13 protein-coding genes are annotated in these 17,910 nt (G+C 51.1%); 4 read left to right on the top strand and 9 right to left on the bottom strand.

Annotation, left to right across the window (positions count from 1 at the left end; genetic code table 11):
• Positions 1–131: 131 nt before the first annotated feature.
• From P5704_025965 to dnaG, 3 genes are all read right to left on the bottom strand, one after another.
• Positions 132–1,352 (bottom strand): hypothetical protein, encoded by a 1,221-nt coding sequence (locus tag P5704_025965; GenBank protein ID WOF81344.1) that lies wholly within the window; start codon positions 1,350–1,352, stop codon positions 132–134.
• A 306-nt stretch (positions 1,353–1,658) separates the two neighbouring features.
• Positions 1,659–3,980, bottom strand: coding sequence for a DEAD/DEAH box helicase (locus P5704_025960; GenBank protein WOF81343.1), 2,322 nt, complete (start codon positions 3,978–3,980; stop codon positions 1,659–1,661).
• A 48-nt stretch (positions 3,981–4,028) separates the two neighbouring features.
• Positions 4,029–5,870: a DNA primase gene (dnaG, locus tag P5704_025955; protein ID WOF81342.1), complete on the bottom strand. Its 1,842-nt coding sequence runs from the start codon at positions 5,868–5,870 to the stop codon at positions 4,029–4,031.
• A gap of 118 nt (positions 5,871–5,988) precedes the next feature.
• Here dnaG and erpA point away from each other — a divergent pair, with 118 nt between their 5' ends.
• Entirely contained in the window at positions 5,989–6,345 is a 357-nt protein-coding gene (gene erpA, locus P5704_025950) for an iron-sulfur cluster insertion protein ErpA (protein WOF82222.1), read from the top strand.
• Between the two features lie 4 nt (positions 6,346–6,349).
• Positions 6,350–6,889, top strand: a complete 540-nt coding sequence (locus P5704_025945; GenBank protein ID WOF81341.1) for a hypothetical protein — start codon at positions 6,350–6,352, stop codon at positions 6,887–6,889.
• Between the two features lie 18 nt (positions 6,890–6,907).
• On the opposite strand, the gene P5704_025940 is transcribed toward P5704_025945, so the two are convergent.
• The 3 genes from P5704_025940 to dnaE all read right to left on the bottom strand — a co-directional run bounded on the left by P5704_025940 (position 6,908) and on the right by dnaE (position 12,857).
• A complete protein-coding gene (locus P5704_025940; protein WOF81340.1) occupies positions 6,908–7,717 on the bottom strand; it encodes a hypothetical protein in 810 nt (269 codons plus the stop codon).
• A gap of 108 nt (positions 7,718–7,825) precedes the next feature.
• Entirely contained in the window at positions 7,826–8,899 is a 1,074-nt protein-coding gene (locus P5704_025935) for a hypothetical protein (GenBank protein WOF81339.1), read from the bottom strand.
• A 352-nt stretch (positions 8,900–9,251) separates the two neighbouring features.
• Entirely contained in the window at positions 9,252–12,857 is a 3,606-nt protein-coding gene (gene dnaE, locus P5704_025930) for a DNA polymerase III subunit alpha (GenBank protein WOF81338.1), read from the bottom strand.
• 124 nt (positions 12,858–12,981) lie between these two features.
• Between dnaE and dnaB the strand changes: the two genes are divergently transcribed.
• Entirely contained in the window at positions 12,982–14,547 is a 1,566-nt protein-coding gene (dnaB, locus tag P5704_025925) for a replicative DNA helicase (GenBank protein ID WOF81337.1), read from the top strand.
• Between the two features lie 57 nt (positions 14,548–14,604).
• Positions 14,605–15,342, top strand: a complete 738-nt coding sequence (gene dnaQ, locus P5704_025920) for a DNA polymerase III subunit epsilon (protein ID WOF81336.1) — start codon at positions 14,605–14,607, stop codon at positions 15,340–15,342.
• Between the two features lie 43 nt (positions 15,343–15,385).
• Here dnaQ and P5704_025915 read toward each other — a convergent pair whose 3' ends face one another.
• The 3 genes from P5704_025915 to P5704_025905 form a co-directional block, all read right to left on the bottom strand.
• Entirely contained in the window at positions 15,386–15,865 is a 480-nt protein-coding gene (locus P5704_025915) for a hypothetical protein (protein ID WOF81335.1), read from the bottom strand.
• A 121-nt stretch (positions 15,866–15,986) separates the two neighbouring features.
• Complete coding sequence (locus tag P5704_025910) at positions 15,987–16,961, bottom strand: DsbC family protein (GenBank protein WOF81334.1); 975 nt, start codon at positions 16,959–16,961, stop codon at positions 15,987–15,989.
• Between the two features lie 127 nt (positions 16,962–17,088).
• A complete protein-coding gene (locus P5704_025905) occupies positions 17,089–17,880 on the bottom strand; it encodes a hypothetical protein (protein WOF81333.1) in 792 nt (263 codons plus the stop codon).
• Between the last annotated feature and the right edge of the window lie 30 nt (positions 17,881–17,910).

Below are 17,910 nucleotides of genomic sequence, written 5' to 3'. Positions count from 1 at the left end.
ATTGTGATTCCACCTTTTTTACAGTATGACTTCTTAGTGCTGATCATGTGAAGTCGTTTAAGCGACCCAATCTCAAGCCAAGAATCAAACGAAAAAGCCCGGCATTGCCGGACTTTTGGGTGCCATCCACCTTATCGGGCGCGGATGACCTTGGTATTGCGCATGCTTTCTTCGATGTGGTCAAGAACCTTGAGCTCCGCCTCATCCAGATCGCCACTCATGCGCAGGCGATTGATACGGTCGCGGGTCGCCTTGGGGTTGACCTGATGAGTCGGCGTTTCCTTCGCGTTTGGATCCAACTCGTAGATCTTCTGCACGATTTCAAGCTGATCTTCTTCGTTCTTCAGCGTCGATAGCAGAAGGTGAGTCAGCTCCTTGCCCTTGACGGTCGACTCCATGCCAACCAGATCACGGTGAGCAGCGCGCAGCTTTTCAAGCTCTCGACGCGGCCTCTCGACACCCTGGAGCTCGGATTCTTCGGCAAGAATCAGTGCCTCGACATCCTTGATGCGATCAAGCATCTTGTCAATCTTCTCGGCACGAGTCGCCGGCAGACGCCCTGGCGTACCCTGCTCACGCTGAGGAAGGGGTTCATCAGGCGAAGCGATCAGAGCCTCCAGATCCTTGCGCAGGTTGGCCAGTCGACGATCCAGCTTGTTAAGCGGGCTTGCGGCTGGACGACCACGATTGGACAGAGAAACGCCTTCAATGGCTTTGTCGAGCGTATCGATCTTTCCACCGGACTCCTTGACGATCTTGCTCATCAGGCTCTTTTCATCAGCCGCAACCTGCATCAGGCGGCATTCAAGCGGCATGCCTGGGCGACCAGCCTTGCGCAGTTTTTTGCGCATGGGCTCTGCCATTCCGTACCACTGGTCAAACGTCATGCCCAGGTCGGGAAGGCTGTAGAACATGACATGCAGACTTTTGCGGCAACCGACAACTTCATTGTGCAGCTTGCGAGTCGCAGTCACAGCAGTATTGTTCGAGCCGCTGCGAACAGCGCGAAGGATTCGGTTGGAAATGATTTCGAGGTTGTATGCCTTCAGGTATGGCTCAGCAACCAACTGGCGAGCGGAGGCAACCTCCATAACCTTGTCAGCCTCATCACCCGCCACGAAGTCTAGACCAAGCGTCATCTCGTACTCATTCTTGAGCTCAAGACCTGTATTGTGGCACTTGAGAGCCTCGCGACGCAGGGCTTCAAGGGTCATCTTGGCTTCTTCAGGCTCGATGTCCATCTGGCTATAGATGGCTGTAACTTCGGCTTCCAAGCGGGATAGGTTCTTGGTAGCTGGCGCAAAGTCTGTAAGGGATGGGTGTTTTGCAACGTGTTCTTGAGTGAATCGCATCTTAGTTGACCTCCATGCGAGCCCATTTTACTGAATGAGCCCTATTTCCGTCACGTGAGGAGGCTTTGCCTCTCTCACTCCAGTCCTTGATTGGCAATATACCCATAACTAAGTGAATAGTCAACTGTTAGTTGAATTTAAGCCCAAACAGAATGGGTTTAAGGCCAATCAAACCGATCTGGCCTCATTCTGAATAGATTTCAAGGCTTTAGCGCACCATTGGCGTCAATAAATCACCATGCGCTTTAGCCCAAATGTCGATAGGCGTACTCGATAAACGCCATAAAAAATGGCAATATTTTCGAATCATGGCCCCTCGCAGACAGGTGCAGACGGCAATGCCTTTTGGGCCTGAATGTCCCTCGCAAACTCCTTGAGGAAGGTGTCGAGCTCAGATGGGGATAGCTTGATGGATGGGAACAGTCCATCTTCGAAGCCCTTTTGGCTCTTGCCCCCGGCTGCAAGGTTGCCGAAGCCGCGCTGCTCCATGTCGTACAGCGCAATGTCATCACCACTTTTGAATTTCATCAAAAGATCCAGACGCTCTCGTGCGGTGTCTTCGAGCTCGCTGATCGGGCATCCGGTCATCATCATGAAGTCGCCCTCACCCCCGTTACGTGCAATTCGGCCACGCAGCTGGTGCAGCGTGAAGGCGCCGAGCTGCTCAGCGTTCACAACGAGCAAGGCATTCAGGTCTTTAACGTCCACGCCGATTTCGATAAGTGTTGTCGAGATCAGGATGTCTGCCCCACCGGAGTTCATATGGTTGATGATGGCGATCTTTTCATCGCGCTTTGATCGACCATGAATCATGGCGATTCGACCTGGGCGCTTCTTCTCCCAATTGTCCTTGTTGCGGATAATGGTCATGCGGTTGCGCTCGTTCAGATCACTGTCGACTCTGGAGCCCAGATATTCGATGGATCCTGCTGATTCACCCATGTAGCGTGCGAATCGCTTTTGAAGCCTGTTGAAGACGGACTCTTCACCATGAAACTCGGCCAGAAATCCACTGTTGATGGTGTTATCCAGCTCATTGAGGATGGTGTTGTTATCTTCGTGATCATGAGCGCGAACCCACTTCATGCTCAGGCCAACCTTTTTGATGAGCGCCCCGATCTTTTCCGCTGACTTTTGATCATCTGCCGTAATGTGAAAGTAATAAGCCTGCTGTTCAGCAACAAGCGGGTAGATCACCGCTACGCGTCGCCCAGCTGCCAACCACTTCGACAGCATGTTGTAAGCCTCAAGCTTGTGGTCTTGGCTATTTCCAAGCATGTGTGAAGTGATGTTCTTGACAACAGGGCAATCCTTGATCAGAGATACTTTCTTGCCGCCAAAGATCGTCTGCGCCATGGTTCTTGGGATCGGTGTGGCCGTAGCTTCCAACACGTGTGTTCCTAGGCCATTCAGGGCCTCTCGCTGAGCCGTGCCCATCTTTTGCTGTTCATCGACAATGGCGAAATCGACTTTCCAGTCTGGATTTTTAGCAAGCCATGGAAGTAGCGCGGTTGTCCCGACCAGGATATCGCCCTGCTCAGCCTTTTCATTGAACCCAGCCGTAGCCAGCCGAACCTTGATCTCGGGATACCAATTCTGAATGTTTTGGGCGACCTGACCAGCCAGAGGCTCCGTAGGCAGCATCACCACGGCGTTACGACCTGTCTTGCTGACGTATGCGGCAGGAATACCATAAGCCATGGTTTTACCATTGCCGACGTCAGCAGAAAGCAGGCGATCCATCGGCGTGTCGTTATCCAGGTCGCACACCACATCCCAAATGGCCTGGCGTTGATCCTTTGTGGGCGTGAACGGGTGTTGCATGACCAGATCGCGAATAAGATCACGATCCAGGGGAATTCTTGCATCAGGTCTCGGCATGCGCACTGTTGCATCCATGGCCTTGCGGATGCCTGAATACGCACTGAGTCGACGCGCTGACTTGAGAGCCTTGTTCAAATCTTCCTGGTTACGTGGCGCGTGAAGCGTAATCAGAAGTTGCTTGAGGTTATTAAATGGAATGCGGCACTGGGACATGACGGTGGTCTCATCGACACCGAGTTCATCAAGCATCTCTTCGACCGCCCGATCCGCGTAATGGATGAGCGCAATCTTGGTGAGCTCAGCCACCTTCATGGGCGTTAGTACACCCTTCTTCCCGCGATAGCGCGCAACCAGCTTGTTTTGGTCGGCGGCTGGGACAACCTCAAGACCAACCAGATTGGTGAATTGCCCTTTTACGTCGACTCGTCCCGAAAGGTGAATGATCCGATTGATGGATCCATTCTTCAGCTGAAGCCAGGGGTCTACACGACCAAAGACGAGCGATGTGGTTTTGCGAAGCCCATCAGAAAGCTCAACGCGGACATAGTCTGGCCCCTTGGAGTCAGTGCTTTGACCTTTGGCCGCCTTCTCCTGCTTGATTTGAGCCATGGTGATGACGTTATCAAGCTTGAGCATTGCATAGAAAGGCTTGCCATTACCAAGGGCATGGATAGCAGGGATACTCTTGAGTGGTGCGGTATAGTCGTCGTAACTGGACGGCAGGTGCATGACAAGCTCCCAGGGCTCGTCAATATCCATCTTACGCAAGCGGCTTAGCGTTTGTTTGTTGAATGCATCACTCATTTGTATACCCTCTTTTCCAATTAGTTTAGCCTATATTGAAGGCTTTAATCACGCCCTTAATCGGGTCGCTGCATCCTTTCTGATAAGCATAAGGGAGGAAAACCGTGTTCTATCTTCTGGACTAAGCAGGTTCATGCTGGCTTTCTGGGAAATGGACGCCATCGCTTTGGCTGCGCAAGATCCAGTAATGTGCCAGGCATGAGCAAGAGCCACGCTTGAGCCAGATTCAGGCTCCTCCTTCATCAGGAGCTCGGTAAGACCTGGAATCTGCGCTCCGACAAGGCGCCTGCCCAACGCAGCGCCAGCCACCCGCCAGCGGCTTTTTGCCTCAATCTCTTCAAGTCGCTCAGGGCTGGCATTCAATGCCTCCATATCCGCCTCGGAGTATTGCCCGTCGAAAGCACCCGCATGGCAATCTGCAACCCACTGCCCAAGCAAGGCTGTTAGAGCATCGCCCTCTTCCACCCAAAGGGTGGGATGCTTCACCTGAGCCGCCAGGTGAGGCTCGTCCCAAATCATCCGAGCAAAACGAATGGCCGCATCCTCGACAAGGCGCTGAGGATTTTTGTTTGCTTGACCGCTGCGCGATAAAGGGAGTGACAGCAAACGCTCATTCAGTGTCTGAACTGGAATGCCACATGCCCTGGAGGCTTTTTCAATTGCCTGATGGCGCAGAAGCGGGTCGCGTGTATCGTGAATAAGCTCGACACAGCGACTTGCGAATTCCGCACGCCCCCGGTCTGTTTCAAGATCGGCGGCTTCTGGCATGTACATAAACAGCGCATCCAGCCAAGGCATGGGGTTCTGAATGCTCTGCTCGAATAGCGCCATGTTCTGGGTAATCAAGCTGTGCGGATCTTCTCCCGTGGGCAGCATGGTCACATTGAAGTTCGTGTCATGTTCTGCAACATGCTCAAGCAGCAGCAGGCACACCTGTATCATTGCCTTGATGCCTGCGGCATCACCATCAAACATGAAGGTGATGCTTTTGGCGTGCCGCATCAGTAACCGCAGCTGCTGGGGCGATACAGAAGATCCCATTGCTGCACAAGCAGGGCGACCGATCATCCATTGTGCAATTACATCGATCTGTCCCTCAACCACATCGATGTGATCAAGCTTCTCAACACCAAAGGTTTCGAGCGCCTCGTAGAGCCCATAGAGCACACTGTTGCGAGAAAACAGCTGGCTTTCCTTTGAGTTCTTGTACTTTGGTTTGACATCTTCCTTAAGCGTTCGACCAGACAGGCCAATCGTTTTGCCACGGGTGTCGCGGATGGGCATCATCAAGCGATCACGGAATGAGGAGAAGATGCCGCGCTCACCCTCCTCAAGAATTCCGCCTAGCACCATCTCTTCCTTGACATTCGAAAGCGCCTCCACGATTCGGGGGCTGCTGCCCGCAAACCCAAGCTGGAAACGATCAATAGCCGCCTGACTGATGGATCGACCTTGCAGGTACTGTCTAACGGTAGAGTCAGCCGAGCAGGCTGACAGCTCGTCCGTGAAGAACGCAGATGCTTTGGCCATAGCCGGCAGCAGCTTGAACTCCAGCTGGCCGCTTTGAGCCATCCTGAGATAGGGCGTGAGGTCAATCCCGTTGTCCTCAGCCATCTCCTGAATGACCGAGATGAAAGACTTGCCGAAGTATTCCATCTTGAAATTCATGGAGTTGCCACCCGCACCACATCCAAAGCAGTAGTAAAACTGCTTGACCGTAGAGACGCTGAACGAAGGTGTCGTCTCTTTGTGGAAGGGGCACAGTCCGACGTAGTCCTTACCCTGCTTCTTGAGCTTGATGGCGCTTCCTACGGTGTGCACGATGTCGGTGTTGGTGACGAGGCTGTCAATAACGGCCTGCGGTATCCTGAGTTGGTTGTCGGATGTCATGCGGTTCTCCTGAGGGCTGATATATTAGAGTTATTGACACACCTTTGTCTACCCTTTACCATCAATCAAAATTGATACAGATCCCCGTTTTTCGGGGTTTCTGCTTTGGAGAATCATGATGAGCGTAGAAGCATTTGACCCTAATGCGCCGCTGGTACATATGTCAGAGGAGGCGGCCCAAAAGGTTCGTGACTTCATGAATGAAGAGAGCGAGGATGACCTTTACCTGCGTGTTTTCGTGCAAGGTGGCGGCTGCTCCGGCTTTCAATACGGTTTCACGTTTGAGGATGAACCAGGTGAAGACGATGTCGTATGTGAGCTACATGGGCTCAAAGTGCTTATCGACCCGCTCAGCTATCCCTACCTTGAAGGCGCTACGATTGCTTATCAGGAGTCTCTGGCTGGTGCCCGTTTCTCAATCAACAACCCAAACGCATCAACAACCTGTGGATGCGGATCCTCATTTTCGGTTTAAAGCCATGTTTGCACTCAAAATAAGCCAGTCTTTGCTCAATTCGATACAGAAGGCCCTCGACTTCAATGCTGGGCTTAAGATCGGCCATCCTGATCTGTGGTCTCAATTCACCTCACCAGAGATTGGGCGGGTGAAGGAGCAGTGGAAGCATGTGAAGATGGTCAGCAGCTCGCCAGCACCTGCGTTCGCGTTGACCGATTCTTTGACCAAGTCAGAAATGCGCCAGGTTGCGCGAGCGCTTGCGTTGTACATTGCTGCGCACGATGGTCGTTACAGCCTGTTGGTAGATCACATTGATTCTGCCAGCGCTCAGCACCCGAATCCATTCCGACTCGGCATTGCCTTGGCTGAAGCGGAAACAGAGCGTCAGATGAGCCGCATCTCTATGGCTTTAAATGGGCTTGAGTACGACGATGAACAGACCTTGCGCTTGCTGTCAGACGCCTTGAACAAGGCATTCGTCATGCCGTGCCCTGTATTGCCGGATCTAAGATCGTTCGGCGTCCATGCCGTCGATTCACGCGAGGATGAGCTTTGCCTGTAAGGCCATTGAGTAGAGCATTCAGCCTGGCTCTACCTCGCATTGCATTTGCCTCACCGCCTTGTTCGCCAGCGCTTTGGCATGATCACGCTCACTCTTGGTTTCCCATTGTCTGAAGGTCAAAGGCTCAAACTTGTTAAGGGCCCGCAGGTAGCGTAAATAATCCGGGTCACGGCTGACGCCGTATTGCGTCATCTCCGGGGTTACTTTGCCTGTATCCAAGTAGCTCTTGACGGCACTGAATGTCTTCAGCGCCTCTTGCTCACTGTTGAGGTAGCGCATGCCGCGCTTTTCACAGCCCCACCCCCATATCACCTGACTGAGCATCGTCGTGAAGCGTGATCCCATGATGTGATTGGCTTCGATGCTGGATGTGCTGACCGGGGCGATTCTTGGTTGCCCAGATTCGGGGTCACTTGGCAGCTGGATTTCACTGATGTGACCAACAAATGATTTGATGTGCTCCCGCTGACCACAAAGCAGTCCAAGGAATATATAATTGTGAGGCAGAGCCTCATCAACTTCGATAGGCTGCGTTTTAAGAAATGTGATTTCACCGGAGACGTTATCAAATGCCTCAGTGCGCTCCCAGATCGGTTTGGTAAGCATTGAATGAAGATCGTGGGTGATGTATTCATCCCTATGCATGAGGTTCTCATGGGTATCAAACAAAACCCCTGCTTTCATTCCCAGTGCATGGCCAAGGGATAAATATTTGAGATCGTAATTGGACATAACCTCCTTGGTCTTGGCTATACCCATCACGATGGTTTGATTTCCATCAGAGCGAGAAATCAAGTCGGGATCAATTAGTGTAAATTGAATTTTCATCGGTTGCACCTCTTTTAATCAGTATATTCCTGGCGCAAGTGAGACTTCAAACCCACCTGTTAAAGAAAAAGGCCAGCTTTTGCTGACCTTTTCTTTCTTCATGCTGACTCAGATTGTTCCAGTTGCCACATACTGCCCACGCTTTTCTCCCTTACGAATAAGTGGGGAGTAATTTAGCGCGATTGAGAAATTGTACTTCTTTGGGTGTGTTGTTCCATCCATCTCTGGAACAAGAACGTTTTCAAGTTCTTTTTCGCGAACCATCTTTTCTGGTGAATTAAGGATGTGAAGTGCGATTGACTCTTCCATTTCCAGAGGCTCGACAGAAGGTTCGAAAGCGCTTGTTTTGCGCACGATGCCAGCGGGCGAACAGGATGCCTGGCCCCAGGCAGAAAGAAACGCTTTAAGAACCTGATCGGGCGCGTATAACTTCGGCGGGGCAGAGTCTCCTTTGCGGAAGTAACGATTGACCCCGGCACGGACATTGTCGAGCGTTGTGCTTGCGAACAATGTCAGCATTTTTGACAGGCAAGTGACCAGTCGATTACGAGGGGCATCCTTCAACCAAACCCATTCGTGAGCCTCATCAAGCCACACCACGTCATCACGTAGCGATAAAACATCACGAATGAAATCAAGTGCAGCATCACGAGGAATGCCTGGCAGTAGATACATCAGTTCATCAAGGCAGATAAAACCAACATGGCTGGTTAATTTTTGGGCTTTGGCCATAACTTTTTCAGCGCTGCCTTCCATATCAGGCAGAATAACAAAGCGATTGCCAAATTCTTCGGTTACCCGAAGGTGCTTGCCAGGGCGATTAAACTGTCTTGCTGCCTGCAAGACACCCTCAAGGCGGTCTTCTCCCAGTCCGTGATTCTTCAGGAGGCTTTCAATGCGATCAGCGCTGGCGGGCGCGTAAGCATTGATCATGGATAAAAGGGAGGGCAGAGTCGTCAACTTTTCTTCGGACTGTGCAGCCATGTGGCGCGAAATTTTTCCAGTAATCTGTCTGACACGTTCGCGGGTGAGCTTATGTTTTTCACCTACCGATTGCATACTGCAACCACCTAGGCCATCCCAGCCAAAGTACTGGAGCGAAATTTCGATATCACGGGCAGGCTCTTTTGCGGGTACGGCAGATTTTACGAGATCAAGAATCTCGGCGCGGAAGGTATTCATGGTGACCCCTATTTTTATTATTATGGGATGTGACGCTTAGTCAATAAACCAACTCTATATTAGCTATTCCTGTTCGTCAATAAGCGTTATACAAAAAACATAACAGAAACAGACAATTGCCGTAATAAGGAAGTTGGATGAATTCGGAATAAGTCGGCTTTGTTCGAACTGGTGCTAAATACATGTTTATCAAACCCTTACTTATCAAGCTCCACGAACACGTTAAATTAAATATAACCAATATTGGAAAATCGCAAAATCTTGCGTAAGCATGAGTTCTACAGGCTTAAAGTTGCCTTATCAGGGTGGCGGCATGAAAAAGGCCTCCATCTGGAGGCCTTTCTAGGGTTGGTCAAGGGGTCATTTCAACCGAGCGGCTCATGACTGATGCCGCATCATTGAGGTATTTTTCCAGCTCCTTGCGCAACGATGACTTCAGGGCTTCGAGGTCTTCAATCGACTGCATTGGCTGAATGTCTGACGCTTGCTTTCTGGATCCGCGTTTGAGTTCGGCACTCGCGTATTCGATCATTGCGCGGCCCTCGAACTTCTCAAGGATTTTGCGCAGAACCGGAGCGTTTCCTGGCACCCCTTGAGCGGGGAGGTCGCTCACTTCGCCATCGGCGGATTCTCTTACGCCAAAATTGATGTTGCCCTCTTCCTGGTTCGCAAGAAGTGCGTGCAGAGCCCCCATGATGCGCATTGGCCTTTCGCCAGGGTTCAGCGTGATCACAAGCTGTCCAGGCTGGTTTTCCATAAAGCTTGAAAGTGGCTGCACAACATCAACCGTCAGCGAAACCGCCCCCGTCTTGGCATTGGTTTTCACCCAGCCCTTCATCACGACCATGCTATCGTCTCGGATGAATGCCTGGTAGTCGTGATATGCCTTGCTGAAGATGCTGCAATCAACCCGAGCGGTGTTGTCATCGATCTTGAAGAAGGCATAGGAGCCACGTGAATTGCTCTTAACCTCGACATCAGTGATCAGGCCAGAGATGGTCACTGACTGCCATTTTTCGTGTGGCGCAATGCTTTCATCCTCGGCATTATCCAGCACCTGGGCCAAGGTTCCGGTCATGGATTTGCGCAGCATGGGCGCAAACCGTGAATAAGGATGGCCTGTCAGATACAGGCCCAGTGATTTACGTTCACCGTTTAGGCGAATATCAATCTCCATGGCCTCGACCTGCTTGCGAGGTGCAGGCGGGAGCTCAAAGTCAAATAGCGAGCCCTGCATGATGGTTTTCTTCATCTGCTTGCTGGCCTGAAGCGCCAGCGGGTACGTTGCCAGAAGCTCGGCCCTGTCCATCGTGGTGTAATCGAACAAGCCTGAATTGATACACGCCTCGGTCACATTCTTGTTGACTGAGTTGCGATACAGAAAATCAACCATGTTTTCATACCGACCACCGGCTTTGCGCTCCTCCATGATGTTCCGAGCAGCTGCCTCTCCTAGTCCCTTGATCGCGCCCATGCCGTAGACAACCTTCCCGTCATGCGTGGTGAAATTCCACTCAGACAGGTTTACGTCAGGCGGCATGATCTCAAGGCCCATGCTTCTGCACTCATGAATAAAGCGCACGACCTTGTCGATGTTATCCATATCCGAGGACAGAACCGCCGCCATGAAGTCAGCCGGATAGTGAGCCTTGAGCCATGCGGTTTGATACGCGACCAAGGCGTATGCGGCTGAGTGAGACTTGTTGAAGCCATATGCCGCAAACATCTCCATGAGGTCGAAAACCGAACCAGACAATGCCTCATCAATGCCATTTCCCAAACAGCCCTTTACGAAAATCGCCCGCTGCTTGGCCATTTCCTCAGGCTTCTTTTTACCCATGGCACGACGGAGCATGTCTGCCTCGCCCAGTGTATAACCGGCCATTGCCTGGGCGATCTGCATGACCTGCTCCTGATAGACGATAACGCCATAGGTCATGTTCAGGATGGGTTCAAGCAATGGGTGCGGATAAGTAACTTCTGCTCGACCATGCTTACGGTTAACAAAGTCATCCACCATGCCCGATTGCAGAGGGCCTGGACGGAAGAGAGCCACCAGAGCGATGATGTCTTCAATGCAGTCTGGCTTGAGGTTCTTGATCAGGTTTTTCATGCCTGAGGACTCAAGCTGGAAAACCGCCGTTGTTTCGCAGCGCTGCAAAAGCTCATAGGTCAACCTGTCATCCAGAGGAATATCCAGGATGTCGATCATCGACTGGCCTTGCTTGGCTCTTCGATTATTAACCGATTTAACAGCACTGTTGATGATCGTGAGGTTGCGCAATCCCAGGAAGTCGAACTTCACAAGGCCTGCTGCCTCGACGTCATCCTTGTCGTATTGGGTTACCAGGCTCGAACCATCAGCCTCGCAGATGGTGGGTGAAAAATCCGTCAGTTTTGTCGGGGCGATAACCACGCCACCCGCGTGCTTTCCTCGGCCACGTGTAATGCCCTCAAGAGCAAAAGCGTGATCCAGCACGATATGAACTTCATTGTCAGTTTCATACATGAGCCGAAGCGCAGGCACTTCTTCCATGGCGCGCTTGAGCGTGATGTCGGGCACCTTTGGAATCATCTTGGAGATATTGTCTCCGAAGCGATACGGGTGGCCCAGGGCCCGCGCAACGTCCTTGACCACCATCTTGGCAGCCATGGTGCCATACGTGATGATTTGGGACACCGCATCGTGCCCATAAGTATTGGCCACGTACTGGATGACAAGGTCGCGCTTATCCATGCAGAAATCGACGTCGAAGTCAGGCATCGACACCCGCTCAGGATTTAGAAAGCGTTCAAATAGAAGTGCGTAGGGCAGCGGGTTGACGTCGGTGATGCCAAGGGCGTACGCAACCAGCGAGCCCGCTCCCGATCCACGGCCAGGCCCTACAGGGATGTCATTTTTCTTTGCCCAGCGGATAAAGTCGGCAACGATCAGAAAGTAGCCAGGAAAGCCCATGTTCTTGATGGTATTGAGTTCGAATTCCAGGCGGTCTTCGTACTCCTTGCGATGCTGGGCAATGACCGCATCATCCTTGAAATAGAATTTCAGGCGATCTTCAAGACCCTCGCGGGAGCTCTTTTCCAAGTATTCGCCTTCAGTCATGCCAGCAGGGGCCGGGAACTGAGGCAGATAGTTTTTTCCAAGGGTGAGATCAACGCTGCACTTGACCGCAATGAGCATGGTGTTATCGATGGCCGAAGGGATGTCGCTGAAAAGCTCGCGCATCTCCTCTGGCGACTTGAGATACTGATGGTGCGTGCAGGGTGAGTTGAGATCTTCCCTTAGCGCCTTGACAGATCGGCCTTGTCCAATTGCGATACGCAGCTCATGAGAGGTGTATTCATCCGGTGATAGAAAGCGCGCAGGGTTCGTTGCGACGACAGGGGTCGAGGTTTCAGCTGCCAGTGAAACGGCGGCCTTCACATAGCGGTCATCGGCAGCATGCCCAATACGCTGGAGCTCCAGATAGAAGTCTGAGCCGAACAGCACCTTCATCTCTTGAAGTGATTCGCGAGCAGCGTCTTTGCGCTGACTCAAAAGATGCTTGCCAATCTCGCCCTCCCGAGCACCAGACAGGACGACAAGATTCGTGGATTTGCCCTGAAACCATTCGATTGGGATGATTGGACGATCCAGCTCGTCACGCGGAGCCTCTAGGTAACCCCTGGAGAGCAGCTCGCACAGATCACGGTAGCCCTCATCGTTCTTGCACAGAAAGCCCATGGTCGAGCGCGGCAAGCGGCTTGTCTTGATCACGAGCTCGGCGCCAATAATAGGCTTTACGCCTTTGGCCATGCCTTGCTTGTAAGCTTTGATGGCGGCGAACATGTTTGAGCCATCTGTGATGGCAATGGCAGGCATTCCCTGCTTCTTGACCTGCTCGAATAGAGGTTTGACTCGAATCAGCGAGTCATGCAATGAATATTCAGAGTGAACAGAGAGATGAACGAAACTCACAGCGAGATCCCTTGAGCCAGGTCGGTTGATACAGTAAGGGTGACAGAGTATATCGTTTGACATCAATTGACAAACTCCAGCTTCGCCTTATAATCCCGCCACGCTTAGATTTTTCGAGTCCATCATGACCAAGCCCTTCCTTTCTGAAACCAATGAATCCCTTTTTGCCAGCGCAGAGCCTATTGAGCGCGTGCTGCTGGCGACCCTCCTGGACAACCTCTCACTGCTTCGAACCGTCAGCGAGATCATTGAGCCTGACGACTTTTTCAACGAGGCATCCAAGGCGATCTTCGCCTGGCTAAAAGCAGAGGACAAAGCTGGGCACATGGTCGACAGTGCGGTAGCGATGTCGCATTTCGCGGGTGATCAGAAGGTCGAGCCGCACCTGTTTGACATCCTGAGCAACCTGCCCTCCCCCAACGCCATCAAGCGCCAGGCTGAAGAGCTAAGGGAGCTTTCCCTGCGGCATGAAACGATCAAGGCTCTCCAAAAGACCATAGGCTCACTGGCAACCGGCGAAGGCCTCGTTCAGCACGAGCTTTCTAAGATGAGTCGCTTCATTCAATCGTCCAACCAGCGTTTGATCTCAAACGAAAATTCCACCAAATCATTTAGCGCGGTTGGTCAGATCTGGAAAGGTAAATTTGCCCGAAGGGTAGCGGGTGACGTTAGCTACACCGAAACAGGCTATGCCGATCTGGATAAAATTATCCTGGGTCTTGAGCCTGAAGACCTGATCATCATTGGCGCTCGACCATCGATGGGCAAAACCACATTTGCCATGAACATTGCCGAAAACGCGGCTCTGCAAAAAGGCAAGTCGGTCATGGTTTTTTCAATGGAAATGCCATGTGATGCGATTTATCAGCGTAGCCTGAGCAGTATCGGCGGCGTTGATTACGAAGATTTGCGAGCCGGTAAACTCAAGGTCGGGGATTTCGAGAAGGTCGAGCTTGCTATCGAAACGCTTGATGGCGCCACTATTTTCATTGATGACACGCCCGCCCTATCCCTGGAGCAGCTATGCGCTCGTGCCCACAGGCAAAATGAAGAGTCCCTGCAAAATGAAGAGTCAGGGCTCGGCCTCATCGTCATTGACTACCTCCAGCTGATGCAGGTGGCTAAACATAACCTTGGAAACCGAAATGAGGGCATTGGGGAAATTAGCAGGGGCCTCAAGCAATTGGCTCGCGACCTGAAATGCCCGGTCATCGCACTTTCTCAGCTTTCACGTAACCTTGAGCAACGCCCCAACAAGCGTCCAATGAACTCTGATCTTCGCGATTCGGGCTCCATCGAACAGGATGCTGACGTCATCATGTTTGTGTACCGCGATGAGGTCTACAACGAGGATAGTCCGCAGAAAGGTATTGTTGAAATCATCATTGGCAAGCAGCGAAATGGCCCCCTGGGAACAGCGTTTCTTTCGTTTGCCAAAGGACAGTCACGCTTCTGTTCACTGAGCGAGGAGCAGAAAGCGCGTCTTGCGGGACTGGAGCAAAAAGAAGAGAAGAAAGAGAAAGGGGGTTCATCGCCCAAAGGCTTTTCAAAAAAGGAAATTGCGGCCTCAGTAGCCAATTATGAGGCTGAAGGGGGTAATTTCTCAAATCTACTGAGCAGCTCTGGGCACCAGGAATTGCCAGAATCTAATCAAGAACATCTGGCGAATGTGCGTGATCAACTTGCATAATATAACTATTAAAGGTTTATTGACCGCCGCACACCGTGCAGCCAGGTATTCGAAAATATGAGTGATGTAGTCAAAGTCGATACAGACGAGCGGGTGATTTTTCTAGATACTGAAACGACAGGCTTTCTGCACGATGGTGGAGACAGGATTGTTGAAATTGGTGCTATTGAATATATCAACCGGGTGCCGACCGGTCGCACCTATCACGTTTACCTGGATCCTCAGCGTGACGTTCCCGAAGAAGCGTACAACGTACACAAATTGTCCCGTGATGATCTTGTTGTCCTGTCTAAAGGCCGCACATTCAAAGACATTGCGCGTGAATTTGTTGAATTCATGCGTGGCGCTGAATTGATTGCACACAATGCACGATTCGACGTTGATTTTATCGATGCTGAATTACGCAATATCGGCATGCCTGCGATCAGAAGCTTCGATGTCGTAGTGACCGATAGCTTGCAGGTAGCAAATGCCAAACATCCTGGTCAATCCAATAGTCTCGATGCACTGCTGAAGCGATATCTCGGCACTGATAACTATGAGCGTGATTATCACGGAGCCTTGCTGGATGCCAGTCTTTTGGCTCGTGTCTACTTGCTGATGACTGTCAAGCAGAACAATCTCAGCTTTGATGGAAAGCAAATTACCACTGGTTCATCACTTCGGGTGGAGCGACTCGACCATCCAGATCTGGTTTTGGCAACTATTTCAGGGGATGAGCTTGCTCGGCACAACAGGCTGTTGCAGCGCGTAGCGAAAGAGTCTGGTGGCGAATCGCCTAATTTTGGTATGTAAAAAAAATCCCGCTTCTGCGGGATTTTTTATGCTTCCGACCACCTTATGCCTGAGGCGTCTCATCAGGGGTTGCAGTTCTTGAATTATCGCAGCATGGGACATTGGGGCTCAGGTTTGGATTATCGCAGTAAGGGATATAGGCATCGAGCGAATCTGCCTTCCTAACGTCAGGATCACCTTCCTTAAAGACATGACCCAATGAAAGGTTGGCTGCAATGCAGACATTATCCTTTACATCTGTTTTAAATACATTGTTCTCGCCAAAGCCCCAGTTCTCGGCCCCTTCTGGTATATCTGCAAGATATCTAGGATGGAGTTCATCAAGAGAAGATTCGGTGTTGAGTTGAACGCCGTCAGTACGCGCAATGACGATGGCGCCCTGGATTTGAGAAGCCTGATTCAAGATCTTGGCAGCTTCTGCCTTTGCAGCATTCTGACCGTCATCCAGCAAATAGGATAATGTGACAATTGATGCAAGGATGGTTAATGCGATTGCAATGAGAACGAGAATAATTGCAAACATTGATAAATACCCCTTTTTTATAGTTATTTGGGGTAATTATTCCATATTTGGCAAATAGCGTAAAGGCTTAATTGACAAGCAAAAGGGGAGCATTGCTCCCCTTTTATTTGATTTCAACCATTTAGGGAAGAATTTGTTCCATCAGCCTTTGAACTGAGCTGAATCCTTCGCCTTTGATTCCATGGTCAGTCAGGAATGTAGGTGTTCCATTAATTCCTACGAGGCTACCGAGGAAATAGTGCTCGGACAGTGGAGGCGCTATTCGTTGCATGTCGGCAGGCAAGTCGCCACACGACGCATCCTTTACCCTGAATCCATCGAATGCTTCATCAAATGCTGCTTTCTGATCAATCGAACACCAAATGTTGCTAACCTGTTGGCCCGTAGGAGAGAGGCGCTCAGCAGTTGAGTTAGGAAGATCCCTGGGGAACAGGAAATAGCGAACGGTAACGCCTGCCGCATTCAACTCGGGAATGGCGTGATGCAGTTTTTTGCAATAGGGACACGTTGGGTCAGTAAACACATAAAGGTTTACTTTTTCGTTTTCGGCCTTCCAGTTGATCGTGAAATTTTCAGGAATATTGGAAAGCATTGTTTTGATTTGCTCAGACTTTTGCGCAGCAGAAAGACGGCTTCCGTCCGGCGCATAGCCAAGCTTTGGAATTGTGGCTTGACCGTCAGGGGTTGTTATGGTTGCCGAGCCTGGCGTTACGTCCTGAGGAGCTTGTTCTTCCTGGCTGTTTGCTGACAGCCTGGCCTGTGATTCTCTGATGGCAGCCACGCTCTTGAGAACAACGGGCTTGCTGTCCTTAAGCTCGGCAATTCTTTTGCCCAACGCCTCCGTAATCTTGTGCGAGGCGACCATGCTTGGCTCGCCCTGAGGCTCGATGGCTGGTGCCTTCGATGGGATGGCTACAGGCGCGATCTCAATTGTTTTTTTTGAAACCTCTTCCGTTGCGCCAGACGAGCCCTGTGTTGCCCAGTGAAATGAGAAAACCAAAGCCGCTAGAATGATAGCGCCATTGCGAATATCAGCCAGGATATCGCTAACGGTTCTCTTGGGGACGCCGTCCACTTCTTTTGTTGTTTGACTCATGGGTGTTTTTCCATTTTTGGTTTGAATATTGATTGGGCTATTTTATCGAAAGAGCAGGCAACAATGCCAATAATTGCGAATGAAATTAAAAGCATCAGGTATATCAACCCGACTCCCAGCAGCTTCATCACATGGCTAGCGTGCATAGATCACTCTTTCGCTGTGGCACTGATTCCGCTTTTAGTGCATTGACGTAGCAAGACAGGCTATTGAACCTGTTGATGCCAAACCGATAATCATCGCGATGTTTGTTCCAAGGGCGATCTACCAGGATAGTTTGACCGACAAGACCATGTTCCTTCATCGAATCGAGGTTTGCGGCATGATCATCCACCATCACCGAAAATCCACGAGGGTAGCGGGATTTGGCGATTTCGCCCTTGCTCGTACCTTCAGGAACGACGATCAAATCGTCATAAGCCATTCCCAGCCTGTCTAACCAGTCGGCAGTGACCTGGTCAGCGTTTGGGTAATAGCCTCTTGAGGTTATGAGAACGACGTCTGCCCCAGCCATTTTCAGCGCATCAAGCGCCTCCTTTGCGCCCTCGCATGGCGGCATTTTGCTGAGCAATTCATTTTCGATGATGCACCCCAAAAACGAATCAAGACTAATGCCGTACAGCTTGTAAATGTCGAATCTATGCCAGTCACTGATTTTGAGCTGCTGGTTCGTATGCGTGCTGAGTGCGGGATGCAGTACTGCCGACATGTGACCCAATACGTCATCGATATCAATTGCGAAGGGTTTATTCATCATTTTTTCCAACGAAGACGGGGCGATGTTGCTTGCTTGGGGTAGCTGCATGCCCAGCTCGTATTTCTCCTTGGCTGCGTTATCAGCGAGTTTGGCACCGCGCACGATCACAATGGCGGAGCGCGCGTGGGCAGTTCGTCTATTTTTATAACCAATTATTGACATCTTTGCAAGTCATTTTTTCGCTTGAGCGGC

It is taken from the genome of Pseudomonas sp. FeN3W, from assembly GCA_030263805.2.
GTDB lineage: Bacteria > Pseudomonadota > Gammaproteobacteria > Pseudomonadales > Pseudomonadaceae > Stutzerimonas > Stutzerimonas stutzeri_G.
Note: the sequence above shows the minus strand (reverse complement) of the source record. Positions and strands in the feature narration are given on the sequence as shown.

Excerpts from the sequence above, each read along its gene's own strand:
- P5704_025960 (WOF81343.1), bottom strand. The coding sequence starts at position 3,980 with ATGAGTGATGCATTCAACAAACAAACGCTAAGCCGCTTGCGTAAGATG.
- P5704_025905 (WOF81333.1), bottom strand. The coding sequence starts at position 17,880 with ATGTCAATAATTGGTTATAAAAATAGACGAACTGCCCACGCGCGCTCC.
- P5704_025940 (WOF81340.1), bottom strand. The coding sequence starts at position 7,717 with ATGAAAATTCAATTTACACTAATTGATCCCGACTTGATTTCTCGCTCT.
- P5704_025945 (WOF81341.1), top strand. The coding sequence starts at position 6,350 with ATGTTTGCACTCAAAATAAGCCAGTCTTTGCTCAATTCGATACAGAAG.
- P5704_025935 (WOF81339.1), bottom strand. The coding sequence starts at position 8,899 with ATGAATACCTTCCGCGCCGAGATTCTTGATCTCGTAAAATCTGCCGTA.
- dnaQ (WOF81336.1), top strand. The coding sequence starts at position 14,605 with ATGAGTGATGTAGTCAAAGTCGATACAGACGAGCGGGTGATTTTTCTA.
- erpA (WOF82222.1), top strand. The coding sequence starts at position 5,989 with ATGAGCGTAGAAGCATTTGACCCTAATGCGCCGCTGGTACATATGTCA.
- P5704_025965 (WOF81344.1), bottom strand. The coding sequence starts at position 1,352 with ATGCGATTCACTCAAGAACACGTTGCAAAACACCCATCCCTTACAGAC.
- P5704_025915 (WOF81335.1), bottom strand. The coding sequence starts at position 15,865 with ATGTTTGCAATTATTCTCGTTCTCATTGCAATCGCATTAACCATCCTT.
- P5704_025910 (WOF81334.1), bottom strand. The coding sequence starts at position 16,961 with ATGAGTCAAACAACAAAAGAAGTGGACGGCGTCCCCAAGAGAACCGTT.
- dnaB (WOF81337.1), top strand. The coding sequence starts at position 12,982 with ATGACCAAGCCCTTCCTTTCTGAAACCAATGAATCCCTTTTTGCCAGC.
- dnaG (WOF81342.1), bottom strand. The coding sequence starts at position 5,870 with ATGACATCCGACAACCAACTCAGGATACCGCAGGCCGTTATTGACAGC.